General features: G+C 39.8%; 22 protein-coding genes and 2 tRNA genes. 3 read left to right on the top strand and 21 right to left on the bottom strand.

The window, feature by feature from the left end:
- Positions 1-75: 75 nt before the first annotated feature.
- From abc-f to PTI45_RS09235, 6 genes are all read right to left on the bottom strand, one after another.
- Positions 76-2,079: a ribosomal protection-like ABC-F family protein gene (gene abc-f / locus PTI45_RS09250; protein ID WP_069327270.1), complete on the bottom strand. Its 2,004-nt coding sequence runs from the start codon at positions 2,077-2,079 to the stop codon at positions 76-78.
- Positions 2,080-2,536: 457 nt separating this feature from the next.
- Positions 2,537-2,659 carry a hypothetical protein gene (locus PTI45_RS24595; RefSeq protein WP_308640435.1) on the bottom strand — a complete coding sequence of 41 codons (123 nt, stop codon included), beginning with the start codon at positions 2,657-2,659 and terminating at the stop codon, positions 2,537-2,539.
- Positions 2,652-2,912: a zeta toxin family protein gene (locus PTI45_RS09245; protein ID WP_342672114.1), complete on the bottom strand. Its 261-nt coding sequence runs from the start codon at positions 2,910-2,912 to the stop codon at positions 2,652-2,654. The genes PTI45_RS24595 and PTI45_RS09245 overlap by 8 nt, the downstream gene beginning before the upstream one ends.
- Complete coding sequence (locus PTI45_RS24110; protein ID WP_175425155.1) at positions 2,905-3,081, bottom strand: hypothetical protein; 177 nt, start codon at positions 3,079-3,081, stop codon at positions 2,905-2,907. Before PTI45_RS24110 ends, PTI45_RS09245 begins: the two co-directional genes overlap by 8 nt.
- A gap of 115 nt (positions 3,082-3,196) precedes the next feature.
- Positions 3,197-3,267, bottom strand: a tRNA-Gly gene (locus tag PTI45_RS09240).
- A 9-nt stretch (positions 3,268-3,276) separates the two neighbouring features.
- Positions 3,277-3,353: transfer RNA gene (locus PTI45_RS09235), tRNA-Pro, on the bottom strand.
- Between the two features lie 161 nt (positions 3,354-3,514).
- On the opposite strand from PTI45_RS09235, the gene PTI45_RS09230 reads away from it, so the two are divergent.
- Both PTI45_RS09230 and PTI45_RS09225 read left to right on the top strand, forming a co-directional pair.
- The gene (locus tag PTI45_RS09230) at positions 3,515-3,838 is read left to right on the top strand and encodes a YbjQ family protein (protein WP_069327269.1); all 324 of its coding nucleotides are present in this window, start codon (positions 3,515-3,517) and stop codon (positions 3,836-3,838) included.
- Positions 3,835-4,095, top strand: coding sequence for a hypothetical protein (locus PTI45_RS09225; protein ID WP_069327268.1), 261 nt, complete (start codon positions 3,835-3,837; stop codon positions 4,093-4,095). The genes PTI45_RS09230 and PTI45_RS09225 overlap by 4 nt, the downstream gene beginning before the upstream one ends.
- A gap of 109 nt (positions 4,096-4,204) precedes the next feature.
- Here the strand turns inward: PTI45_RS09225 and PTI45_RS09220 are convergent, their stop codons facing one another.
- The 7 genes from PTI45_RS09220 to leuB form a co-directional block, all read right to left on the bottom strand.
- Positions 4,205-5,176: an aldolase catalytic domain-containing protein gene (locus PTI45_RS09220; RefSeq protein WP_069327267.1), complete on the bottom strand. Its 972-nt coding sequence runs from the start codon at positions 5,174-5,176 to the stop codon at positions 4,205-4,207.
- Positions 5,177-5,289: 113 nt separating this feature from the next.
- On the bottom strand, positions 5,290-6,624 hold the full coding sequence (locus PTI45_RS09215) for a DUF4129 domain-containing protein (protein ID WP_069327266.1): 1,335 nt from the start codon (positions 6,622-6,624) through the stop codon (positions 5,290-5,292).
- Positions 6,621-7,784 carry a DUF58 domain-containing protein gene (locus PTI45_RS09210; protein WP_069327265.1) on the bottom strand — a complete coding sequence of 388 codons (1,164 nt, stop codon included), beginning with the start codon at positions 7,782-7,784 and terminating at the stop codon, positions 6,621-6,623. Before PTI45_RS09210 ends, PTI45_RS09215 begins: the two co-directional genes overlap by 4 nt.
- Entirely contained in the window at positions 7,785-8,783 is a 999-nt protein-coding gene (locus tag PTI45_RS09205) for an AAA family ATPase (protein ID WP_069327264.1), read from the bottom strand. It lies immediately after the preceding gene.
- Between the two features lie 126 nt (positions 8,784-8,909).
- A complete protein-coding gene (locus PTI45_RS09200) occupies positions 8,910-9,314 on the bottom strand; it encodes a hypothetical protein (RefSeq protein ID WP_069327263.1) in 405 nt (134 codons plus the stop codon).
- 182 nt (positions 9,315-9,496) lie between these two features.
- Positions 9,497-10,045 carry a peroxiredoxin gene (locus tag PTI45_RS09195; protein ID WP_069327262.1) on the bottom strand — a complete coding sequence of 183 codons (549 nt, stop codon included), beginning with the start codon at positions 10,043-10,045 and terminating at the stop codon, positions 9,497-9,499.
- Positions 10,046-10,310: 265 nt separating this feature from the next.
- A complete protein-coding gene (leuB, locus tag PTI45_RS09190; RefSeq protein ID WP_069327261.1) occupies positions 10,311-11,405 on the bottom strand; it encodes a 3-isopropylmalate dehydrogenase in 1,095 nt (364 codons plus the stop codon).
- Between the two features lie 376 nt (positions 11,406-11,781).
- Here leuB and PTI45_RS09185 point away from each other — a divergent pair, with 376 nt between their 5' ends.
- Entirely contained in the window at positions 11,782-12,762 is a 981-nt protein-coding gene (locus tag PTI45_RS09185) for an aldo/keto reductase (protein ID WP_069327260.1), read from the top strand.
- 297 nt (positions 12,763-13,059) lie between these two features.
- Here PTI45_RS09185 and PTI45_RS09180 read toward each other — a convergent pair whose 3' ends face one another.
- The 8 genes from PTI45_RS09180 to PTI45_RS09145 form a co-directional block, all read right to left on the bottom strand.
- The gene (locus PTI45_RS09180; RefSeq protein ID WP_069327259.1) at positions 13,060-14,139 is read right to left on the bottom strand and encodes a hypothetical protein; all 1,080 of its coding nucleotides are present in this window, start codon (positions 14,137-14,139) and stop codon (positions 13,060-13,062) included.
- 191 nt (positions 14,140-14,330) lie between these two features.
- Entirely contained in the window at positions 14,331-15,875 is a 1,545-nt protein-coding gene (locus PTI45_RS09175; RefSeq protein ID WP_069327258.1) for a 2-isopropylmalate synthase, read from the bottom strand.
- Between the two features lie 146 nt (positions 15,876-16,021).
- Entirely contained in the window at positions 16,022-17,014 is a 993-nt protein-coding gene (gene ilvC / locus PTI45_RS09170) for a ketol-acid reductoisomerase (RefSeq protein ID WP_069327257.1), read from the bottom strand.
- A 172-nt stretch (positions 17,015-17,186) separates the two neighbouring features.
- The gene (gene ilvN, locus PTI45_RS09165; protein WP_069327256.1) at positions 17,187-17,675 is read right to left on the bottom strand and encodes an acetolactate synthase small subunit; all 489 of its coding nucleotides are present in this window, start codon (positions 17,673-17,675) and stop codon (positions 17,187-17,189) included.
- A complete protein-coding gene (ilvB, locus tag PTI45_RS09160) occupies positions 17,672-19,420 on the bottom strand; it encodes a biosynthetic-type acetolactate synthase large subunit (RefSeq protein WP_069327255.1) in 1,749 nt (582 codons plus the stop codon). The genes ilvN and ilvB overlap by 4 nt, the downstream gene beginning before the upstream one ends.
- A gap of 970 nt (positions 19,421-20,390) precedes the next feature.
- On the bottom strand, positions 20,391-21,353 hold the full coding sequence (locus PTI45_RS09155) for an ABC transporter permease (protein ID WP_069327254.1): 963 nt from the start codon (positions 21,351-21,353) through the stop codon (positions 20,391-20,393).
- Positions 21,353-22,432, bottom strand: coding sequence for an ABC transporter permease (locus PTI45_RS09150; protein ID WP_069327253.1), 1,080 nt, complete (start codon positions 22,430-22,432; stop codon positions 21,353-21,355). Before PTI45_RS09150 ends, PTI45_RS09155 begins: the two co-directional genes overlap by 1 nt.
- On the bottom strand, positions 22,425-23,963 hold the full coding sequence (locus tag PTI45_RS09145) for an ABC transporter ATP-binding protein (protein ID WP_069327252.1): 1,539 nt from the start codon (positions 23,961-23,963) through the stop codon (positions 22,425-22,427). Before PTI45_RS09145 ends, PTI45_RS09150 begins: the two co-directional genes overlap by 8 nt.
- Positions 23,964-23,985 lie beyond the last annotated feature (22 nt).

Below are 23,985 nucleotides of genomic sequence, written 5' to 3'. Positions count from 1 at the left end.
AATAGATACTCACTATTTTACAAATAACCAGCCTTCCCGTCAACGATTGTTATGCAAAAAGAACTTTCTATTTATTTAAGACTGAGACGAATAGGACGCTAACTCTTTGCGCAACGATTGAATTTCTTGCCAGACTGGATCATTGTTGTTCTGTTCCAAGTTGAGATTCTCAATCGATTGTGTAGCATTAGGCAAATGATCGCTTGATCGAAATATAGAAGGATTCGTCTTTTTCTGATCGGCAAGTCCAGATAATAACTGAGACAGACGCAACTCAAGCATCATACGCTGTTGATTCGCTTCTACCCCACCTGCTTGCACTTCTTGTTGCTGATGTGCCTGAGCAGCTTCATACTCCTCTACAGTGCCTTCAAACCATTGATATGGACGATCACGTTCCAGCTTCAACAGACGAGTCGCTAATCGCCGAACTAACATCCGGTCATGAGAAACCATAATAATCGTTCCTGTATACTGTTCTAACGCAGACTCGATCACTTCTTGGGCAGCGATATCGAGATAGTTGGTCGGCTCGTCTAGAATTAATACATTAGCACCGCCAAAATATAAACGTATTAATGCCACTCTGCACTGTTCTCCCATACTTAAATGACCAATCTGCTTGTACACATCTTCTCCACGGAATAAAAAGCAACCTAGAATCGTCTGTGCTTCTGTTCGTGTCATCGCTGGTAATACCAATAGACTATCCAGCAAAGTCATTTCTAAAGGTAACCCTTCCAGTTCCTGTGAAAAATACCCTATATTTAATGCTGGATGATGCCACAGCTCACCGCTAGAAGGTTGTAATTGTCCGAGGAGTAGCTTGATCAATGTTGTTTTGCCCGAGCCGTTCGGCCCTGTAATCGCTATCCGATTGCCACGTTGTACATTCATATCCAGATGTTGAATTAAATCGTGTTTGCTATAATCACTATGCTGATCTTCTTGATCTGAATGGTTTGAATAACCAAAGCTTACATCGTCCAACCGAATCAACGTATGCCCTTTAAACTCACTAGCTTCTAGTTCAAAATTCATTTTGTCCGTAGCACGCGGTTTTTGCACACTTTCGGTATCTAACCGTTCCAGTGCTTTTTCTTTGGCGTGATAACGTGAAATATTTTTATTCGCTTTGTCTCTATAATAGCTTTTAGCCATTTTTACTTCACTTTGCTTCCCTGCTGCATGATGAGCCTGTTCAAACCACTGTTGATAATTGCGAATCGATTCTTGTAATGCTTTGCGCTGTTGTTCTTGCTTTTTGTACAATGATTCTTGCGCTCGTAACTCACGCTGTTTGTGTTCACGGTAATCACGGTATCCACCTTTATATTTGGTCATTCCTGTAGAAGTTAATTCACAGACAGACGTTGCCATCCGATCTACAAATTCTCGATCATGGGATACAAATAACAGTGTACCTGTATACTGATGTAATCTCTTTTCTAACCATTCCATCGTTTCGGTATCCAGATGATTGGTCGGTTCATCCAAGATCAATAACTGGGTATCCCGTGTTAACACAGAGGCTAGACGTACTCTGGTCTTCTGACCGCCGCTTAACTGAGTATAAGGTACATTCCATAGCTCTGAAGCAATGCCGATCACTGTCAATTGCTTTTCAACTTCAATCTCCCATAGGAATCCGTTGTTTTTTTCATACGTTTCTAACGTACTCCCATATTGTTCTAGCACTTCATTGTAAAGATCAGCTTGTTGTTCAACCGAAAGGTTTTGAAGTTGCTGCTCTAATTCATCTAGTTGCTGACGCAAATCCCATAACTCGGGCTTCCCTTGACGAGCTATTTCTAAAGTAGTCCATCCTTGCCCAATATGCTCTGCATCATCTTGCTGTCTCATCCAATCCCACTGTGTTAACGGTAAAAATCGTTCGATTTTGCCTTCTGTGCATTCAGTATGATTCATCAGCAGTTGGATCAGTGTACTTTTGCCACTTCCATTTTCACCGATAAGAGCTAAACGCTCACCTGCTTCTATTTGTACATTCACTTGTTCAAAAATTCGTTTTCCATTCCAGTCTTTCGCTAAATTGCTTACTTTTACGATGGTTGTCATTGAACATCATCCTCTCTGAAATCATAAAAAACCGCCAGAGCAGATGCCCTCGCGGTTGATAATGCTAACGTCAGATCGTTCATCATCCATATGTAAAATAAGCAAAAGGATATAAGTGTATAGTGCTTCTACTTTACGATTATTCATGTCTCTTGCTAGCCTAAGACATCATTAATCCTCAAAGTAAAACCATCTTCATCCTGAACTGTTTATCATAACAGTTTCCTATTGCTATCCATGGACATACGTATCCCGTTTGCATCAGCCGCTTGAGCTGTCTGCCTGCTTCTATCCTGTGCAGTTCGTAGGGAAATTCGTATGTTTACTTCATTGGACAATAGGACCCTCTCATTTCTTCAGAATGGTCAGCTTAAAAAATATAAGGTGTATCATTACCGCTGACAACGACAGTATAACAAAATTTTGGAGAAAAACCAAATTTAGATATGATTAATATTTAATTTTTCAAGTGTGGTTCGATATCTTTCACCCATTTCGGCATTTCAGCAGAACGATAAACGATCTTATTCTCTATGATTTCTAATACAATCTCACCAGAAGATTCGCTATTATCAATCATAATTAAATGATGAAGTAGTTTCTACTGAAAAATCACGATTATATTCTATGCAATCTCTAGCAAGTTTAATGGCTTCTTTTCCTGCTGACATTCTATACTTTTCTGGATGTTCACTATCTATTTTTCTTGCTAAGGCATCTGGATCTATATTAATACTGATTCCAATTTGATCTACAATCAAATTACGAATTGTACTTTTACCACTACCATTGTTTCCAGCAAAAACGTACATTGTAGGTTTGGAATTATTCATAAGATGATTCTTCATTATGAATTAAGACAATATTTCCATCAATATATTCTTTAACAATATGACCATTTTTATTTTTATATACAATATAAGTATTATTCATTTTGGCATCTAATTTAGCACGATCTCCAGTCATTTTAATTAATTTCGCTAGTTTTGTTATATTGCTCATTTTTTATCATCCTTACTGTGTTTTTATAATGATATTAACACTTATTCATATTATGATACTAATACAACAAAAAAAGCCTTTGCTTATGCAAAGACTTCCTCTTGGTATTTCGGTAAGCGGGTGATGGGAATCGAACCCACGCTATCAGCTTGGAAGGCTGAAGTTCTACCATTGAACTACACCCGCATGAATGGATGGTCGGGATGACACGATTTGAACATGCGACCCCCTGGTCCCAAACCAGGTGCTCTACCAAGCTGAGCTACATCCCGAGGTCACGTTTGGAAAGTCATTAGGCTTTCTTAACGACAAGATATAATATATCATATTCAATTTTATCTTGCAACTTCTTTTATTTATGTATCGTTTCAGATCGCGTTACGTATATAAAAAGTATAGTATACGCTTTATCAATCAGATAGGAGTGATCGAAATGATTATCGTAACGACTGAAAATATTCCCGGTTACCGAGTAACTAACGTTCTTGGCTCGACTTTTGGTGTCGTTGTGCGTGCACGTGGAATAGGTGGCGATATTATGGCTTCTTTTAAAGGATTAGTCGGTGGTGAAATCAAGCAATATACTCAAATGATCGAAGATGGTCGCCGTCAGGCATTAGATCGAATGGTTGAGAGCGCTCATACCATGGGTGGTAATGCAGTGGTGATGATGCGATTCGATAGTGGCGATATCGGTAGTAGTATGAGTGAAATTGTTGCTTATGGTACGGTTGTGACCATTGAGCCGATCACATGAGTTTTTTTAATGTAGGAGCTATCTATTTTACTTTACAAATTGGTGGTTTCCTGGCTCTTCTTTTAATAAGCTGGTACTTTTTTGATAAACGATATAAAGGAAAGCAACGCTCTTCCCAACAACAAGATGATATTTTCAAGCATTCCCACCCTACTTCTGAAGTCTTTGTCGATCCTGCCGATGGTAAAACATATCAAGTCTATTATCATGAACAGACAGGTACACGTTCATATGTTGAAGAATATTCTCAATCTTAAAACATCCTAAATGGATCTTTACTTAGAAAAATATATACAAAAAGAGCAATCTTCCATACTAACTGGAAATTGCTCTTTTGCTATATTGAGTATGCTCTTTTAGCTAGTTTTACTTATTGCCTTTAGAAGAATCAAAGCTTACTTCTGGAGTCGTCAACTTATCGTAGAAATCAACAGAATTATCTTTGTCATCTGAAGCACGAAGTGCCATTGCAGAACGTGGATGCTCATCCAATGATCCTGTGATCATATAAGGAATGATATAACCCCACTCTTCTTTTTCACGCAAAGCAATCATATGCTTGTCGATCATTTCTAAGACTGGACGCAATGTATACTTGGTATTTTTTAAATGAGTCACTAACAACTCAGTCGGACAGTTACCTGCTGCACGTCCCATACCGTATACAGAAGCATCTAGCAATTCAACGCCATGTTCTGCTGCTACAAGAGTGTTAGAGAACGCCATTTGCATATTGTTATGGGTATGTACACCCAGACGTTTGTTAGGCAAGTTGGTTTTGAATTTATCTACCAAGTAAAGCATGTCTTTATAATCTAGACTACCGTAGCTATCTACAATATAAACAACATCAACTACACTTTCGTTGATCAATTCAAATGCTTCTAGCAATTCATTTTCCATTACATTAGACAAAGCCATAATATTGATTGTGGTCTCATATCCGCGATCATGGAACGTTTGTACCAATTGAAGAGCTTTGTCTACATCTTTGATATAACAAGCTACACGGATAAGGTCTAACATACTTTCTTCACGTGGCAAAATATCTTCTTCGGCTACACGACCGATATCTACAAGCGCAGATAATTTAGTTGTTCCTTTTTGAGGAATAACCGTACGCAAGAAATCGTCGTCTAGAAAGCGCCACGGACCTGCTGCTTCTGCACCTTTAAGTAGTTTGGGAGAGTTTTTGTAACCAATCTCCATATATTCTATACCTGCTTCGTTCAGACCTTTATACAAATCTTGTACAAACTCTACGCTGAAATCCCAGTTATTCACCAGACCTCCATCACGAATCGTACAGTCTACAATTTTGCTTGGATTAAGTTTCATTGTTAATCTCCTTTCAGCCTTTTCATTCTCTCCATGATACTGTAAGCATCCTTTAAAAGTAAAGAATTTTCTAACACGCTTTAAAGCTTCACATGAATAAATTCATTAAATATTCAATCTTTTTTCTCCCAGACTTTCAGTTCTTCGGCATCTATAGACTTAGCGCCATAACGAATCTGATTGTACCAACGAATCAATACAGATATACGCTGTTCAGAATCCATCGATGTCTCTTTTTTATTTAAATGAATCATTTTGCGTCCAAGTATAGTCGGTGTATCGCCTTGATGTTGATCTAGACCATGTTTGAGTCCACGACGAATCAATTTTTCATAATGATAACGAACTCGCTCAGCAGGATCGTCCGGTACTTTTCTTTTCAAAGGAATGCGGAAAGGCGATGGTTTGGAGTGAATCTTCTCTGTCTGATCTACATATCCAACAGATGGTTCCTCAGCCGGTAAAGGAATAGCACTTTCGATCCCCAGAATACGCAATAACCATCGCCAGAGTGGTGGGCCATACTTACGAATTAGACGATATATAAATAGCCCTACGCCAATCATAAAAGCGGCTAACGCAGCAATCATAATGATCTGAGCGATTCGTTCAATCCAAGCAGGGTCCAGAATAGATGGGCTTTGCTCAGGTAGATCCATTGGTGGTAACAAAGGTGGCGGGTTCATCGGCTCAATCATTTGACTAGGTATAACTGTTTCATTGGATTGAAAAAGAGAAAGTATCTTCTGCCACAACCAGCTCAGCATCATAGATAATTGTGTACTGCCTCCAATAATAGCAATGACTCCTATTAAGATCCATGTCCAGCGCCGACTTCGACGGATAACCAACTGTAATGCTGCGATTGGAAATCCATCTTCCCATACCGAATAGTTAATCTGGCGTGCACCACACCGCATAAGAATAGCAAATAAATGAATCATACCTGCGATATAAATAGAAAAGTGCGCAGATGACAGATCACCCGATGAACCTGTAATCACATAAAATATCCATGCTACGATCAGCAAGATCAATTGTAATGTTAATGGAAATAACCGATCCCAATCGCCCATCACTAGCATATTGCCACGGAATAATCCGACGACTAATAGACTTATGCTGGCTATCCATATAGATGTCCAACTTACATGATTTAGTATCATCCAACATACCAAGGCTCCTATAATGATCCATACTACAGACCAGCTTATCGTTTTCCATTGAACAGCAAATCGTCTGACAGCGATACGTAATGTAATACCTAGCCCCCCTGCACATAGAAGCCACAATGCCCATAAAACCGGTTGATCGGTATGAAATAAATATCCATCTAGCAGAACAAGAATAGGAAAGCATGCCGCTACTTCTGCCAGCATATAAGTAAGAGGTTGCCAGTAACTAGAGATCGAATAGCCTACTGCTTTGGAAGAATCCTGAGTTGTCATCCGCTCACCTTCCTGCTTGGTTTATCGTATACACTCTGATTCCAGTGGGACTTCTTCAACTGCTCTATATCAGGTACATTCAAAATACTAACTGTTGACCCCGCCTGCTCTAATATCGTAATCGCCTGCTTGATCGGTTGAGATACATGCGGAGTCACAATTAAAATATCCATTTTGTGGATCGGTTCATTTTCCTGACTGGATTGGGGTACAAAAGATTGTAAAAATTCATGAAATGGCTGCCTGCTTTTTAATTGTACTTCTGCCATACATTGAAGTAATGTAGATAATTGTTCACTGCCATAAGCAGGTAGAATCCGGGCATCTTGCTCATCTTCTGTCGCTATAATCGCATTGTGTCCAAATCCTGCTTTCATTCCTTTACCGATGAGATCAGCAGCAATCGTTGCACAACAACTCAACCCGTACTCTGCTACCATCGGTTCTGTTACGACTCTCCACATCTGTTCATTGATTTCAATATTGAATAGAATCATGACTTCTGGATCAGCACTATACCCTTGACGATACACTTGTAACTGACCTGTACGTGCTGTCGCTTTCCAGTGAATCTGATTCATCGGATCACCTGAACTGTATTCTCGCACTCCTGTAATCAAAAAAGGATCTTCATTTGTCCAGCGTCTCACTTCGACTTCTCCTTGCCAGCTTCGATAAGCTTCTGGCATGTCATCTATCGCTGTATAAGCAGGATAGACAGTCATACGGGTCTCAATACGTAGTGGACGATTGGCACGAGCAAGTCCAAATACATCGCCGGCACTCATTAAAGCGCTATCCATATGAAAAACACCACGTTGTCGGCAAGTAATCTGATGTGTGCGTGTAATACGTGTCTGCGCAGATAAGCTAAACAGACTGGTATGATTCTGGTATAGCGTGCCTTCACTGATCGCTGTCTCTGCTTGATGTCCAAATTGGAACCCCGCAGGTAAAATCGATTCTAATCGGAGCCAGGGTACAGGAATACGGCGCTTATTTTGAATAATCTCAATCATCTCAATATCATCGCCCACATGACAGTGACTTCGAGATAATTTGCGTTCATAGTCAATCTGCCGAAGAGATCGTCTGCCTAGGACTAGAGCTTGAAGCAATACAACGACTCCAGCAATCAGAAGTAGCCAGAAAAACTCCATTTACTTCACTCTACTTTCCAGATTAGCTTCAGTCGGTACAACTTCAGTGTCCAAAATCGATTGAATCAATACATGTGCTTTATTTTTATCATTTTGATGTCTATTTTTGAATACGAGACGATGAGACAATACCGGCGAAGCCATTGTCTGAATATCATCAGGCAATACATAATCTCTACCTTGTATAGCCGCATAGGCTTGAGCAGCTCGCAGTAAGGCTTGTGTTGCCCGCGGACTAGCCCCTAGAGCAATCTCTTGATGCTCACGGGTTGCTTCTGCAATACGAACAATATAGCTTAACAGGTCATGGTGAATAGTCACTGCCTGACATTGCTCTCTGGCTTCAATAATTTGCTCACGACTGACTTGTTCGAAAGTAGTCATTTCACCAGATTCTATAGCTACTTCTTTGTTCACTAATGAAGATGATGCTGTTCGACGCAAAATCTCAACACCTTCTTCTGCTGAAGGATAACCCATCGACATTTTCAATATAAATCGATCCATCTGTGCTTCGGGTAATGGAAACGTTCCTTGATTATCGACCGGATTCTGAGTGGCAATCACCATAAAAGGATGTTCTAGTTTCATTGTCTCTCCATCGACACTAATCTGCTGTTCTTCCATACATTCCAGTAGACTGGATTGAGTACGTGGTGTTGCACGATTGATCTCATCCGCCAGTACAATATTGGCAAATAAAGGCCCTGCTCGAAACGTGAATTCGCTTTCTTTTTGATTGAAAAAGTGAATTCCTGTAAGGTCAGAAGGCAACAAATCCGGCGTAAACTGAATCCGCTGAAAATGACAACTCATCGCTGAAGCTAGTGTTTTGGCAAGCATTGTTTTACCTGTGCCTGGAACATCTTCCATCAATACATGACCGGAAGCAAATAAAGCCGTCAGTAGCAATTGAATCTCATGATCTTTCCCTACAATCACTTTACCTACTTGTTGTTGAAGTCGATTCGCTAAATGTTGAACTGTATATGTATCCATCGTCTTGATCTTCCTTTCTCTACTTATCTCGTTTTATCATACCTTGATTTGGATGAAATGCAAAAAAGAGAAGCTTGATATCGCTTCTCCTTTTTAATATATTCAATTATGGCTTACATTTATAACTTACTTGTGTTGAAGACGAGAGCGACGTAGACTCATGACAGCAAGGCGTCTTTTCAGATCACGTTCCCATTGTTCATCATTGATCTTTTTGGCTACAGCAAGCAAATCCAGCCCCATATCGATCTGACTTTGAACCATAGTCATAGGATCATCTTCTTCCATATTCACGCAGTTCTCGAACATGGTCGCTTCATCTTCCATAACATAGTCCTGAAAATCGATCTCAGGTGTGCCGTCTCCATGCGCATACTCAGCCAAAATCTCATATTCACTTTCTACTTTGTAGTGAACTTCAACACGCTCACATACAGGACATACGAGTAGGGGAACATTATGAACCTGGGTTCGAAAATGTTTTAACGTCCCTTTCGTACCTATCATACTGCCGCCACAGCAAAAGCTCATGTTGCTCACCCTCCATACATTATTCTATGATTTTCAACCTTACCCCAATATCATCAAAATAATTGATTGTGAATGATTATTAATCAGCTTGTGTCCATTCTACACTTTTTTGGGAGAAGACAAAACCCCCCCATTCGTAGAATATACGAATGAAGGGGCAAAATAGATTACTTTTTCTTATATTAAGAAGTAACTAAAGTTTTTTGTCCTGGTTTCCAGTTCATAGGGCATAGTCCACCGGATTGTAGAGCTTGCAATACGCGAAGAGTTTCTTCTACGCTACGGCCTACATCGTTATGGTTAACTACTTCATATTTCAATTCGCCTTCTGGATCGATGATGAATAGACCGCGAAGTGCTACGCCTTCTTCTTCGATCAATACGCCATAATCAGAAGCAACTTTTTTCGTAATATCGGAAGCCAATGGGAAGTTCAATTGACCTAGACCATTGTTTTCTGGAGCAGTGCTAATCCAAGCTTTGTGACTGTGAATAGAGTCAGTACTTACACCAACAATTTCAGTATCCAATGCTCTGAATTCTTCTGCTGCATCACTAAGTGCAGTGATTTCTGTAGGGCATACAAAAGTGAAATCTAGTGGATAGAAGAAAAATACCAACCATTTACCTTTGTAATCGGACAATTGAACGCGTCCAAAATCTTTACCGTCACCAGAAACGGTCTCCATGTTAAAATCTGGTGCTTGTTTACCTACTAAACGATCTGCCATAATCCAGTATTCCTCCTTTTATATAAGAAAAGCTAACAAACACTTTTCTTTCCTATCATTATCATAACTCTAAAACGCTATGACAAGAATGTTATCATCGACCCAAATCAAAGTCAAGATTAGAAGAGATACTTTATTATAATAATTCTAAATAAGGATTTTTTCGTACAATTTAATGTCTTCTGGCTCTAGCGAAGAGAGCTTTATTCACACTTTGATCACATTTTGCAACTTCATTCTGCTTATACAAATCATAAAAGGTAGATTATGCTTTTTGCATGGCTGCTACGATCAAATCACCCATTTGTGAAGTGGATAATGCCTTGCTCTTATCAACAGCAATATCAGCTGTACGATGACCTTCATCTAATACTTTAGCTACTGCTGCTTCAATAGCATCTGCTGCTTCTGCATAATTAAAGGTTAGACGGAACATCAACGCTACAGACAAAATAGTTGCAATCGGATTCGCTAATCCTTGTCCTGCGATATCAGGTGCTGATCCGTGTACCGGCTCATACAATCCAAAGCTACCTGCATCTGTGCTATCTCCCATAGACGCAGAAGCTAACATTCCGATCGATCCTGTCAACATAGCTGCTTCATCACTCAAAATATCACCAAACATATTTTCAGTCACGATCACATCAAAACTAGATGGACGACGAAGCAATTGCATCGCACAGTTATCAACCAATACGTGCTCTAGTTCTACATCTGGATAGTCAGGAGCAATCCGGTTAACTGTCTCACGCCATAGACGAGACGTTTCAAGTACATTGGCTTTATCTACAGAAGCTAATTTTTTACGACGTTTTTGAGCAATTTCAAAAGCTTGACGTGTGATCCGTTCAATCTCAGTTACATTATATACACATGTATCTACAGCTTCTTCCCCATGCTCACCTTGTCTTCTTAGCTTCTCTCCAAAATAAATGCCGCCTGTTAATTCACGAACAACCATCAAGTCTGTTCCTTCAAGCACTTCTGGCTTGAGTGTAGATGCTTCTTTCAGACAATCGAATACAACCGCTGGACGTAAGTTAGAAAATAGTCCCAAAGCTTTGCGAATACCTAGAAGACCTGTTTCTGGACGAAGTTCTTTAGAGTTGTTATCCCATTTCGGTCCACCGACAGCTCCAAGCAATACAGCGTCTGCACTTTTACAAATTGCTAGTGTTTCTTCTGGAAGCGGTGTTCCTTTTTCATCTATTGCGATTCCGCCAAATAAAGCATGTTCCGTTTCAAAAGAATATCCGTATAGTTCTTCTGCTTTTTTTAATACTTTTTCAGCTTCTGCTACAACTTCTGGTCCGATACCGTCACCGGCAATTACTGCGATTTTTTTTACGTCTGTCATATTAGAAGTCTCCTTTTATGTTGAGTTCGTTCATTTCACCTATACACAGTTTTATCATACATGTCAGGTCTTAGCCAAGATATACAAACTATGACCTTCATAGGCAAATCCTATAAGCTTCTTTTCATAGATAGATTGATAGATTTTACTACGCATAAATCGATATCAAATGATCTGTAATTAGATGGATAAGCTATCTGACAAACCATTGATATACTCATCTTCACTTCCGTATTATTATATGCTATAGCAACATAGGAATTTGTACCAAATATTGGATAAGGAAATTTGCTGTTCACAGATACAAGGTCTAAAATAATACAAGAGCGCATTTGGTTATGCAGTTCAATATTTTAAAAACAGAGGAGTGCATATTATGGATTATTCATATCTTGGTAAGTCAGGGTTAAAGGTCAGCCGTATTTGTTTGGGCACGATGAATTTTGGACCTGTTACAGATGAGAAAGAATCATTCCGAATTATGGACGCTGCTCTTGATGCAGGCATCAACTTTTTTGATACTGCCAATGTATACGGATTTAAAGTAGGTGTTGGAACAACAGAAGAGATTATCGGACGTTGGTTCAAACAAGGCGGTAATCGTCGTGAGAAAGTGGTGCTAGCTACTAAAGTATATGGCACAATGCATAAAGATTTAGATGGCCCTAATAGCGATGGTGGATTATCAGCTTACAAAATTCGTCGTCATCTTGAAGGTTCTCTCAAACGCTTACAAACCGATCATGTTGAATTGTATCAAATGCACCATATTGATACCAATGTAAGTTGGGATGAATTATGGGGTGCATTCGAAGTCGCTGTTCAACAAGGTAAAATCGGTTATGTCGGTTCAAGTAACTTTGCAGCATGGCATATTGCAATCGCTCAAAAAGCTGCTGAAAACCGTAATTTCTTAGGTTTAATTTCAGAGCAACATAAATATAGTCTATTATGTCGTCAACCTGAATTGGAAGTTCTTCCTGCTGCTCATGCGCTTGGATTAGGCGTTATTCCTTGGAGTCCACTCGATGGCGGATTATTGGGACGTAATGCACTACAAAAAATCGAAGGTTCACGCAGTGGTGGAGATGCCAAAAGAGTGGATCAACATAAAGAACAACTAGAGCAATACGCTGAACTATGTAAAGAACTAGGCGAGCCTCAAGATGTGGTCGCTTTAGCATGGGTTCTTGCTAATCCAGCAGTAACTGCTCCAATTATCGGACCACGTACAGCAGAACAGTTTGAAAGTTCTTTGCGCATTATCGATGTGAAGCTAGATGAAGCTACAATGACTCGTCTGGATGAAATTTTCCCGGGTCCAGGTGGAGCAGCTCCTAAAGCATACGCTTGGTAAATCTTGCTTTTCAACATAAAGTAATTGTTTTTAATATACATGTATGATGATATACAGGCAGTAATAACAACTACTCTCTCAAACTAGATCATCCTAATATGAATGCAATTATTTCTTTTGGATGATTTAGATGATGCAGAAAATCATCATTGTGTAGACAGTTATTCGGTAAATCATTATTTTGATCAAAAAAAAGCTCTTCCTAAGTGTCTGCAAAGACAAAGGAAGAGCTTTTTTGTTATTATTTATACGAATCTATCGGATGACTCTCATACACCATTTTGGACTTGATATATTTTATAATGTTTCTACCAAAATACCTAGCGGTGTAGACGAAGCACCTGCAATCATCAAAGCAAACGTATATTTACTATTTCCGGGAGGAGCATTAACCGTATAGACAGGACATGCTTGTGTGTTGGTACGCATTAAAGGCACACCGTAAGTCTGCCCATCTTTACGAACAGCACCACCATAACTACCACCACGTGGATTTAGTGAAATTTTGATCGTACGTGCTTGTGAAGACGGGTTATTTACAGGAACAGTGACATTGTATACAGCTCCGAATTGAGCACGATTATCAAGAGAAGTAGGTAATTCACTATTAACCGCTGTAAATAGTTGATCCGCAGGCAATGTTCCATCTTTTTTCAACTTGGTAGCCGTTGGATAAATAACACGTGCTGATCCTACTGTATATACAGGTGTGATCGCATTGGTTTCTGAGAAATTCCAACTGCCACGCGGATGCGCTTGTGGTGCAAGCGGTAACGGAGCTGACTTAATTAATGTCAGATCATAGGCTGTATCACGCGAAGCGACTGTACGTACTTCGTAACTGATCTGCCCGCTATCTGTACTTTCAACCGTAAAGTCATACATAAATCCAAGCAATTTACCCGGTGGTACAATAAAGCTTTCGATTAAGCCTGATTGCAACTGTTTAATCAATGGATTTTCAGCAGTACGTTGATCTGCTGTTCCTCCAAGTGTCGCTCTTGAAATACAAGTACCAATATCACTGATCCAATTTACATCATCTCCACCAACTCGATACTCACGAGCAATCGATGTGATTCGAAGAGCGCCATGATTTGCTTTATTTTCAAGCGTAATACCCACTTTAACTGGATCTTTAAGCACATTGTAATGCCATGCAAAAATACGATGTTGTACTGTTTTGTTATTCGTCTGCACAACATCATGCCATAATGTACCATGACGTACAGAAAAATTGGCTTCACTCAATGTCTCAGGATTATCACTTACCATTAAACGGCGAGTGCCTCCCTTGGTTGCAGAAGCAATATCATACTGAATAATTCCGGTGGTATCTACTACTTCGATAGGCAAGTCTTTACCTTGACAAGTCATACTGTATTCCTCCTCTGATTGAATATGATTTGAACTGGGCGACTGACTACATTTCTACTTCTCACTCTACTTCTGCTAAATAAATAACCACACTGTCATTTACAACAGTGTGGTTAAAAGGTCTTTCATTATATAAAGTAAAAAATAACAGTCTTTTTACAACCTAAATCATTATTTTTTGTAAATCTTTTTTAGATCATCGAAATATTATCACGTCTACCGTATGTTTTACGCTTTTCGACAAGACGATTCAAAGAGTCTACATAAGCACGTGCGCTGGCTTCTAGAATATCTGTACTCACGCCACGACCTTGCGCAGTAATACCATCTTGAGTAAGTGCTACATGAACTTCACCCAGTGCGTCTTTACCTTGCGTTACCCCTTTGATCGAGTAATCTGCTAGCTTCACTTCTTCTTGTGAAGCTTTATCAATAGCGTTGTAGATCGAATCCACAGAACCGTTACCGCTAGATTCTTCTTCACGTACTTCACCATCGGATGTCGACAAACGGATCTTCGCTGTTGGAGAACCTTCACTATCAAAGGAAACAAACAACGAATCCAATTGGAACAATTCAGGTGCATCTGCAAGACGTTCTTCTAACAAGGCGAATAAATCATCATCCGAGATTTCTTTTTTCTTATCTGCCAAAATTTTAAATTTAGCAAATGCTTCATTCAATGCTTCTTCTTCCAAGTTATAACCGAGTTCAATCAAATGTTCACGGAATGCATGACGACCTGAGTGTTTACCCATCACTAACTTGGTTGCTTTAAAGCCTATCGTTTCTGGACTCATAATTTCATAGGTTGTTTTCTCTTTCAACATACCATCTTGATGAATACCAGATTCATGGGCAAATGCATTAGCTCCAACAATAGCTTTGTTCCCCGGGACGACCATACCTGTCAATTTGCTCACTAAACGACTTGTACGTGCGATTTCCGAAAGGGTCAAGCTTGTTTTGGCATTAAAGAAATCCTGACGTGTTTCCAGTGCCATCGCTACTTCTTCTAACGATGTATTACCGGCACGTTCACCAATTCCATTAATTGTACCTTCAATCTGATCCGCACCATTCAAAATTGCGGCTAATGCATTCGCTGTTGCCATACCTAGATCATCATGACAGTGAGCGCTCAATTGTACTTTTTCGATATTAGGTACATTTTCTTTCAGATGTTTGAAAATATTACCGTATTCATAAGGTGTCAAAAAGCCGACCGTATCTGGAATATTGACCACGTAAGCGCCTTCTTCGACCGCCATCGTTACCATTTCCACCATAAAGTCATACTCTGTACGTCCTGCATCTTCCAATGAAAATTCCACTTTGTCAAAATACTGACGTGCATAGCGAATAGCTGAACGTGCTGTATCTTTAACCTGTTCTTTTTCCATACGAAGCTTGTACTGACGGTGAATCGGTGAAGTCGCCAAGAACAGATGTAGGCACGGATCTTGCGCACCTTTCAGTGCCTCGCGTACCGCATCGATATCTTGTTCTCTAGCTCGTGACAGACCAATGATACTTGCATTTTTGACTGCACGTGCTACAGCATTAACCGCTGCCAAATCTCCAGGCGATGCTGCCGGGAATCCAGCTTCTATCCGATCGACACCCAACTTTTCGAGTTGATAAGCAATCTCTACTTTCTCGCGAGTATTCAAGTTCACTCCCGGCGATTGTTCTCCATCTCTCAATGTGGTATCAAAAATATAAATTTTGCGCATCATCGCACCTCCTTGTTTTTTTGAAAAAAATACCGGTATGCAGTAAGGCATATATATTCCTATTCCCTACTACATACCGGTCTTTACTCTACCTTTTACTTCAATACAACCGTCATAGACAGTCTAACGTTATAGATTAAAATTCTTTATTTTTTGATCCAGTGCATCATACCGCGAAGTTCTTTACCTACTACTTCTAGTTGGTGCTCGGATTCGTTACGACGAGTCGCTGTCAAGAATGCACGACCGGATTGGTTTTCAAGCATAAAGTCACGAGCGAATTTACCTTGTTGGATATCAGACAATACTTCTTTCATTGCTTTTTTTGTATCTTCAGTAACAATACGAGGACCTGTTACATAGTCACCATATTCTGCTGTGTTACTGATGGAATCACGCATTGTGGACAAGCCACCTTCATACATCAAGTCAACGATCAATTTCAATTCATGCAGACACTCGAAGTATGCCATTTCAGGAGCATAACCCGCTTCTGTCAATGTTTCGAATCCAGCTTTAACCAATGCACTTACGCCACCACATAATACTGCTTGCTCACCGAACAAATCAGTTTCTGTTTCTTCACGGAATGAAGTTTCGATAACGCCTGCACGTGTACAACCGATACCTTTAGCATAAGCTAGACCGATTTCTTTAGCAGAACCTGTAGCATCTTGATGAATAGCGATTAGGCCAGGTACTCCAAATCCTTCTTCATATGTACGACGTACCATGTGTCCTGGAGATTTAGGAGCGATTAGCAATACATCGTTACCTTCTGGAGCTATGATTTGTCCAAAGTGAACATTGAATCCGTGAGCAAATAGTAATGCAGCATCAGGTTTCAAGTTTGCTTCGATGTCGCTTTTGTATACACTTGCTTGTGTTTCATCAGGCATCAAAATTTGTACAAGGTCTGCACGTTTTGTTGCTTCTGCTACAGATAGTACTTCAAAACCATCATTTTTTGCTTTGTCAAAAGATTTACCTTCACGAAGACCAATAACTACAGACAATCCGCTATCACGCAAGTTTTGTGCGTGAGCATGTCCTTGACTTCCGTATCCGATAATTGCGATTGTTTTACCTTTCAATACATTCAATTCTGCATCATTTTCGTAGTAAGTTGTTATAGCCATTTTTTTCTTCCTCCTCTAATGTATGAAGCTGGTTTTCGGTATAGACCGATAGTACATAGTACGCAACCCTCTGACAAGAGCGGGTATTTCAAAAGACAACCCTATCCAAATTATATTTTATCTAGCAGTTATCTTTTCAAATTACCCGCTCTTGCCGGAAAAAATAAATCTTTTATACGTTACCGCGTATCATCGCTGTCGCGCCTGTGCGGGAAAGTTCACGAATACCATAAGGCTTCAGTAATTCAAGCATAGCATCAATTTTATGCGTATCCCCTACAACTTGAACCATAAGGCTATTTGGACCGATATCGACAACAGATGCACGGAACGTTTCAACAACACCCATAATTTCTGGACGTTCTGCTGGCTCTGATTTTACTTTAATCAATGCCAGTTCTCTTGTAACCATTGGTTTTGAGCTAAGGTCAATAACTTTAATAACATCGATAATTTTGTATAGTTGCTTTTCAATCTGTTCTAGTGTTTTCTCGCCGCCTGTAGTCACAATAACCATACGTGACAAGCCCACTTCTTCCGATTGACCTACAGTGATACTTTCGATATTGAATCCCCGACGGCCAAAGAGTCCTGAGACTCTTTGAAGAACGCCGGGCTGATCATTTACTAAAACTGCGATAGTATGCTTCATGATATTCATTCTTCATCCCCCATTAACATTTGATCAATGGTAGATCCCTGAGTAACCATTGGATACACGTTCTCATGTTTGTTGACTACAAACTCAACAACGACAGGACCCGGTGTATCCATAGCTTCTTTCCAAGCTGCTTGTGCTTCTTCTTTATTCGTAGCCCGTAGACCTTTTACGCCATATGCTTCTGCTAATTTCACAAAATCAGGGCTTCCTGCAAGATCGATATGACTGTAACGGTTATCATAGATCAATTCTTGCCACTGACGAACCATACCCAATACCTGATTGTTCAAAATAACAATTTTGACTGGAATATTATTGATCGCGCAAATTGCTAATTCTTGAGAACACATCTGCATACCACCATCACCGTTGATCGAAATAACCAGACGTTCTGGATTAGCCATCTGTGCACCAATTGCTGAAGGGAAACCAAAGCCCATTGTTCCAAGTCCACCGGACGTTACCCATGAACGAGGTTGGTTAAAGCGATAATACTGTGCAGACCACATTTGATGCTGTCCTACATCGGTTGTTACGATCGCTTCACCATTCGTTGTATCATTTAACATTTCTACAACCCATTGCGGCTTCAACACTTCTTCTGAATCATCATAGCGGAAAGGTTTGTCTTTTTTCCAACCTGCTACTTTTGCACGCCATTCATCTGCTTTTGCTGCATGAGGTACATTAACATTGAGCATTTCCAATACAGTTTTCACATCGCCTACGATAGGAATATCAACGGCTACGTTTTTACCGATTTCAGCTGGATCAATATCGATATGAACAATTTTGGCATGTGGTGCAAATCCATCTAATTTACCTGTTACTCGATCATCGAAGCGTGCTCCGATATTAATCAGTAAGTCAGATTGTTGAATTGCATTATTAGCAGTATAAGTTCCGTGCATCCCGGGCATTCCGATCCATAGATCATTACCACTCGGGAATCCACCTAGACCTAGCAAAGTTGTAGTAATCGGGATACCTGTGGCTGTAATGAACTTGAACAATTCTTCATGACCACCAGAGTAGACAACTCCACCACCTGCAAGAACCAATGGACGCTCTGCTTCAGTAATCGCTTGATGCAATTTATCCAATTGTAATTTGTTAGGCGTAACTCTTGGATTATAACCACGCATAGCTACCGGTTCTGTATGTGGCTTGAATAATGCTTTTGCTGCCGATACATCTTTAGGGATATCGATCAATACTGGACCTTTACGACCTGTATTGGCAATATGGAAAGCTTCATGAATCACTCTTGGCAAGTCTTCTACATCACGTACAAGATAACTATGCTTAGTGATTGGCATTGTAATCCCTGTAATATCTGCTTCTTGGAAAGCATCCGTACCGATCAATGTAGTAGCTACGTTACCGGTAATCACAACCAATGGTGTTGAATCCATATACGCTGTTGCAATACCTGTTACCAGATTCGTTGCTCCTGGACCCGAAGTAGCGATACACACGCCAACTTTACCACTAGCACGAGCATAACCATCTGCTGCATGAATAGCACCTTGTTCATGACGTGTTAGTAAATGTTTGAAATCTTCAAATCCATGCATAGCATCATAAATATATAATACAGCTCCACCAGGATAGCCAAAGACACAATCTACACCTTCAAGTAGTAAGCTGCGAAGTAACATTTCCGAACCTGTAATCACTTCCGGTTTCATCCATTTCTCACGTAATTCTTCTGTTGACTGCACATTAGGTATTTTCGTGCTCATTAGTCATCCTCCTCCCAAAAATTCACATCAATCTTACATTGGCAAATGAACGATATCCCTTATTCTGCTTGGGATGAACAGTACAGATTTTCTGTTATAACTGGAAGAAAGACATCAAAAAAGCCTTTCGCCGCCTCAAACAGAAAAATCTGTTATTGAGGGACGAAAGGCTAAGCTTCCGTGGTACCACCCATATTTGCGCACAGCTTCACAGCATAAGTACGCCTCATAAAGTAAAGTAGATTAAGACTTTACTTGTCGTCTGTAACGTAGACCTTACGATTTTCCCTAATAATCATATGGGTAAGATACAAATCAATACGATTTATAACTATTGCATATGCCTTTCAGGAAAACAGCTCCGAGGTGAGCTCGTATATAAGGGATTCTGATGAAGCTTACACCAAATGCTTCACTCTCTGGACAAAAGAGCCCTTAAAACTTCGTCCTCTTCATTGCCGATACATAGTATTCAATGATTACTGCCGCTTACGCTTGTCAGCGACTCAAATGATTTAGGAATATTATATGATTCATTTTCGATAGAGTCAACACTTCTTTTTTGTCATTCTTTACAATCTGATTTTGACATATCATTTGTTACATACTTAAGAAAAGTAATTATAGCAAGCTTTATAGCATTTTCACAAAACCTATTATACCTAGTAACTAACTATGTATTATGTCACTTAAGAACAAACGTATTAAATAGTGTAAAAGAAATATTTGTCTAATAAGCACTAAAAGTTGGAAAAAATGCTGTTTAGCTTGCTTGAGAGTTAGAATGCCTATGTATCTCCTTTTTCTTTTTCTGCTCCTTCAATCGCTCACAATGATCTATATAAAATTCAATCTTTTATTTTAAATATCTTTTATTGCATACAAGATAGAGATAAAAAAAGCCGAAGTTCGGAAAAATCCAAACTTCGACTTGATTCAATTATCTAAAGATAACCGTTTAATGATCTTATTAACGTTTACTTGGATCATACGGCTGTCCGAGTGCAGAAGGTGCACTTGAACGTCCTACTGCTGCAACCAATACAATAATCGTTAATACGTATGGCAACATGTAGATTACTTCTTGCGGAATGCTCTGTGTCCAGGCAAATAGCTGTACATAGTTACGCACCGCTTGAGCAAGACCAAAGAATACAGCCGCTCCAAATGCTCCCCATGGATTCCATTTACCAAAGATCATCGCTGCAATCGCAATATAACCCTGCCCTGAAATCGTATTATGTGAAAATGTGCCTGTGGTTGTGAGTGTAATTGTTGCTCCACCAATCCCAGCAAGCGCTCCACTCAGCATAACTCCGATATAACGTAACCGATTGACTTTGATCCCTACAGTATCTGCTGCACTTGGATGTTCCCCAACAGAACGTAGACGTAGACCAAATGGTGTTTTGTACAAAACAAAGTAAGTCACAATCACAGCAACTACTGCTAAATAAGTAGTAGGGTACGCATGGAAAAATACATCACCAATCAATGGAATCGTAGATAGATAAGGAATATTCACTTTATCAAATCCAGAGATCAATCCCGTTTCACCCGCACCGTCAAATAACAATTTAACCATGTACAATGTACTACCTGCCGCTAAAAAGTTAATAACGATACCACTGATAACCTGATCAGCTTTGAATGTGATCGAAGCAACCGCATGGATAAGAGAAACTAAAATTCCAAATACCATCGCTGCCAACACACCGACACAAGCAGCACCGAAGCCGCTTAATCCTGCATCTTGAGCATAAAAACCTGCTACCCCCGCTGCAAATGCACCAAAAATCATCAAACCTTCTAACCCTAGATTGGTTACCCCAGATTTCTCTGAAAAGATACCGCCTAAAGATGTAAAGATAAGTGCTGTAGCAAAGACTAGCGTCGTATTAATAAGCTGTCCAATAATAGTCAACACGTCCATTACAACACCTTCTCTTTCTTACGTTTTGCATAAAAAGGTTTTAAGACCCAACGTACAATGCCTTGTGCTGCAATAAAGAAAATAATCGCTCCGATAACAATACGAACAATCTCTGGTGGAACATCAGCGCTAAAGCTCATACCTGCTGAACCATATGTTAAAGTACCAAACAAAATTGAACCTAGAATAATACCAAATGGATTATTCAAACCAATAAGAGCAACTGCAATTCCATCAAATCCAGTACCTGGCGAACTTGCCATAACCGATTGATATTGGAATACGCCTAATACTTCAAAAGAACCTGCAAGACCTGCAAACATACCACTGATAAACATCGCTTTTACAATATTACGATTCACGTTCATCCCTGCATATTTGGAAGCATCCTGGTTGAAACCAACAGCACGAAGTTCGTACCCTTGTTTCGTTTTCCACATAAATACATAGAAGAATACAGCAGCAGCCAAAGCAATGGCTGTTCCCCAGTGTACACGAGCATTACCCATCATTTCAGATAACCACATGATCGCAATCGATGCACTTGGTTGAATATCTTCAGAACGGTTTTGCCCTTGTAACAACATAAAGTGATTAATCACAAAGTTGGCTAGATACAGACCGATCCAGTTCAACATAATACATGAGATAACTTCGTTTACTCCCCGAACCGCTTTGAGGAAACCAGCAATAGCCGCCCATAGCCCTCCGAAGATAGCTCCTGCGATAATCGCAAGCGGTGCATGAATATAAGCAGGAAGACCGTGTAATTGAACAGCAACCACTGTAGCAGCTGTCATTCCAATCAGAAACTGTCCTTCTCCACCGATATTAAATAGCCCTGCGCGTGCTGCAAAAGCAAAAGCCATACCTGTCATAATCAAAGGGGTCATTTCACGAATAGCTTCACCGAAATCATACGGATCACCGTATACACGAGTCAGCAATGCAGAATAAGCATCAATTGGATTGTATCCACCAATCAACATCACAATCGCACCCAAAATAAGTCCCATAATAATCGCTACAATTGGTAATACAAACGAATCTTTGGTTATAGCTTTGAGAATATTATTCATGTGCTGCACCTCTCTTCGCGGTGCTTCCTGCCATCATCAAGCCTAATTCCTGATCATTGGTTTTCTCTGGTAGCACTTCGCCTACAATTTGTCCTTCATAAATAACAGCGATGCGATCAGATACATTAATAATTTCATCCAATTCAAAAGAGATCAACAATACAGCTTTACCTTGATCACGTTGTGCAATCAATTGTTGTTGAACAAATTCAATCGCACCTACGTCCAGACCACGAGTAGGCTGAGCAGCAATCATTAATGTAGGATTTTTATCAATTTCACGCGCAATAATAGCTTTCTGCTGATTACCACCGGATAGTGAACGTGCATGAGTAGCAATACTTGGTGTACGCACATCAAAGCGTTCAACTAAACGTGTAGCATGCTTATCAATCGCATCAAAGTTCAAAAATCCGCCTTTGTTAAATGGAGGCTTATAGTACGTTTCCAGTACCATATTCTCACTTACAGAGAAATCGAGTACCAGACCATGTTTGTGACGATCTTCTGGAATATGAGATACGCCTGATTCTGTAATTTTACGAGGAGACATATTCGTAATGTCTTGACCTAGTAATTTTACCGTACCACCATCCACATGTCTTAGACCGGTAAGTGCTTCAATCAGTTCACTTTGACCATTACCATCTACTCCAGCAATCCCTAGAATTTCTCCAGCTCTTACTTGTAGATTCAAGCCTTGTAATACCGCAGTACCTTCTTTGTTGTTAGAAACGATATTTGCCATTTCCAATACTACAGATCCAGGTTCAGCTGGCTTTTTGTCGACTTTGAACGTAACATTACGACCGACCATTTTCTCAGCTAATTCTTGTGGAGTCGTTTCTGACTTTTTGACAGTATCGACTACTTTACCACGACGAATAATGGTTACATTGTCGGCAATTTGCATAATTTCTTTAAGCTTATGTGTAATCAGAATAATTGATTTGCCTTCAGCCACAAGACGCTTCATAATCTCCATTAATTCTGAAATTTCTTGAGGGGTCAAAACGGCTGTGGGTTCATCGAAAATCAAAATTTCTGCACCACGATATAATGTTTTCAGTATTTCTACCCGTTGCTGCATACCTACTGAAATATCATGGATTTTGGCATTTGGATTAACTTGCAGACCATATTGTTCGGAAAGCTGGCGAATCTCTTCGGTCGCTTTTTTATAATTGATTCGGGTTCCTTTTTTCGGTTCTGAACCCAGAATGATATTCTCAGTAACTGTAAATGGTTGAACGAGTTTGAAGTGCTGATGCACCATACCAATCCCGAGCTCGATGGCTCTATTAGGACTGTCAATGATCACAGGTTCTCCATTAACTTCGATACTACCTTCTTCAGGCTGATATAAACCAAATACAATATTCATCAATGTTGATTTACCTGCACCATTTTCACCTAGCAGAGCATGAATTTCTCCCTTGTGCAGCTTAAAACTAATAGAATCATTGGCAATAATACCAGGAAAGACTTTTGTTATTTGTTTCAACTCTACCACAGGGGTTGCTGCACCCATGAGATCACCCTTATAAGCGTAT

The sequence above is a fragment of the Paenibacillus nuruki genome (assembly GCF_001721045.1).
Classification (GTDB): domain Bacteria; phylum Bacillota; class Bacilli; order Paenibacillales; family Paenibacillaceae; genus Saccharibacillus; species Saccharibacillus nuruki.
The sequence above is the reverse complement of the archived record's forward strand: the minus strand, read 5'-3'. Positions and strand labels throughout refer to the sequence as shown.

What these genes read in the sequence shown, in the direction of transcription:
- abc-f (WP_069327270.1), bottom strand. Translation starts at nt 2,079, where the DNA reads ATGACAACCATCGTAAAAGTAAGCAATTTAGCGAAAGACTGGAATGGA.
- PTI45_RS24595 (WP_308640435.1), bottom strand. Translation starts at nt 2,659, where the DNA reads ATGATTGATAATAGCGAATCTTCTGGTGAGATTGTATTAGAAATCATA.
- PTI45_RS09245 (WP_342672114.1), bottom strand. Translation starts at nt 2,912, where the DNA reads ATGAATAATTCCAAACCTACAATGTACGTTTTTGCTGGAAACAATGGT.
- PTI45_RS24110 (WP_175425155.1), bottom strand. Translation starts at nt 3,081, where the DNA reads ATGAGCAATATAACAAAACTAGCGAAATTAATTAAAATGACTGGAGAT.
- PTI45_RS09230 (WP_069327269.1), top strand. Translation starts at nt 3,515, where the DNA reads ATGATTATCGTAACGACTGAAAATATTCCCGGTTACCGAGTAACTAAC.
- PTI45_RS09225 (WP_069327268.1), top strand. Translation starts at nt 3,835, where the DNA reads ATGAGTTTTTTTAATGTAGGAGCTATCTATTTTACTTTACAAATTGGT.
- PTI45_RS09220 (WP_069327267.1), bottom strand. Translation starts at nt 5,176, where the DNA reads ATGAAACTTAATCCAAGCAAAATTGTAGACTGTACGATTCGTGATGGA.
- PTI45_RS09215 (WP_069327266.1), bottom strand. Translation starts at nt 6,624, where the DNA reads ATGACAACTCAGGATTCTTCCAAAGCAGTAGGCTATTCGATCTCTAGT.
- PTI45_RS09210 (WP_069327265.1), bottom strand. Translation starts at nt 7,784, where the DNA reads ATGGAGTTTTTCTGGCTACTTCTGATTGCTGGAGTCGTTGTATTGCTT.
- PTI45_RS09205 (WP_069327264.1), bottom strand. Translation starts at nt 8,783, where the DNA reads ATGGATACATATACAGTTCAACATTTAGCGAATCGACTTCAACAACAA.
- PTI45_RS09200 (WP_069327263.1), bottom strand. Translation starts at nt 9,314, where the DNA reads ATGAGCTTTTGCTGTGGCGGCAGTATGATAGGTACGAAAGGGACGTTA.
- PTI45_RS09195 (WP_069327262.1), bottom strand. Translation starts at nt 10,045, where the DNA reads ATGGCAGATCGTTTAGTAGGTAAACAAGCACCAGATTTTAACATGGAG.
- leuB (WP_069327261.1), bottom strand. Translation starts at nt 11,405, where the DNA reads ATGACAGACGTAAAAAAAATCGCAGTAATTGCCGGTGACGGTATCGGA.
- PTI45_RS09185 (WP_069327260.1), top strand. Translation starts at nt 11,782, where the DNA reads ATGGATTATTCATATCTTGGTAAGTCAGGGTTAAAGGTCAGCCGTATT.
- PTI45_RS09180 (WP_069327259.1), bottom strand. Translation starts at nt 14,139, where the DNA reads ATGACTTGTCAAGGTAAAGACTTGCCTATCGAAGTAGTAGATACCACC.
- PTI45_RS09175 (WP_069327258.1), bottom strand. Translation starts at nt 15,875, where the DNA reads ATGCGCAAAATTTATATTTTTGATACCACATTGAGAGATGGAGAACAA.
- ilvC (WP_069327257.1), bottom strand. Translation starts at nt 17,014, where the DNA reads ATGGCTATAACAACTTACTACGAAAATGATGCAGAATTGAATGTATTG.
- ilvN (WP_069327256.1), bottom strand. Translation starts at nt 17,675, where the DNA reads ATGAATATCATGAAGCATACTATCGCAGTTTTAGTAAATGATCAGCCC.
- ilvB (WP_069327255.1), bottom strand. Translation starts at nt 19,420, where the DNA reads ATGAGCACGAAAATACCTAATGTGCAGTCAACAGAAGAATTACGTGAG.
- PTI45_RS09155 (WP_069327254.1), bottom strand. Translation starts at nt 21,353, where the DNA reads ATGGACGTGTTGACTATTATTGGACAGCTTATTAATACGACGCTAGTC.
- PTI45_RS09150 (WP_069327253.1), bottom strand. Translation starts at nt 22,432, where the DNA reads ATGAATAATATTCTCAAAGCTATAACCAAAGATTCGTTTGTATTACCA.
- PTI45_RS09145 (WP_069327252.1), bottom strand. Translation starts at nt 23,963, where the DNA reads ATGGGTGCAGCAACCCCTGTGGTAGAGTTGAAACAAATAACAAAAGTC.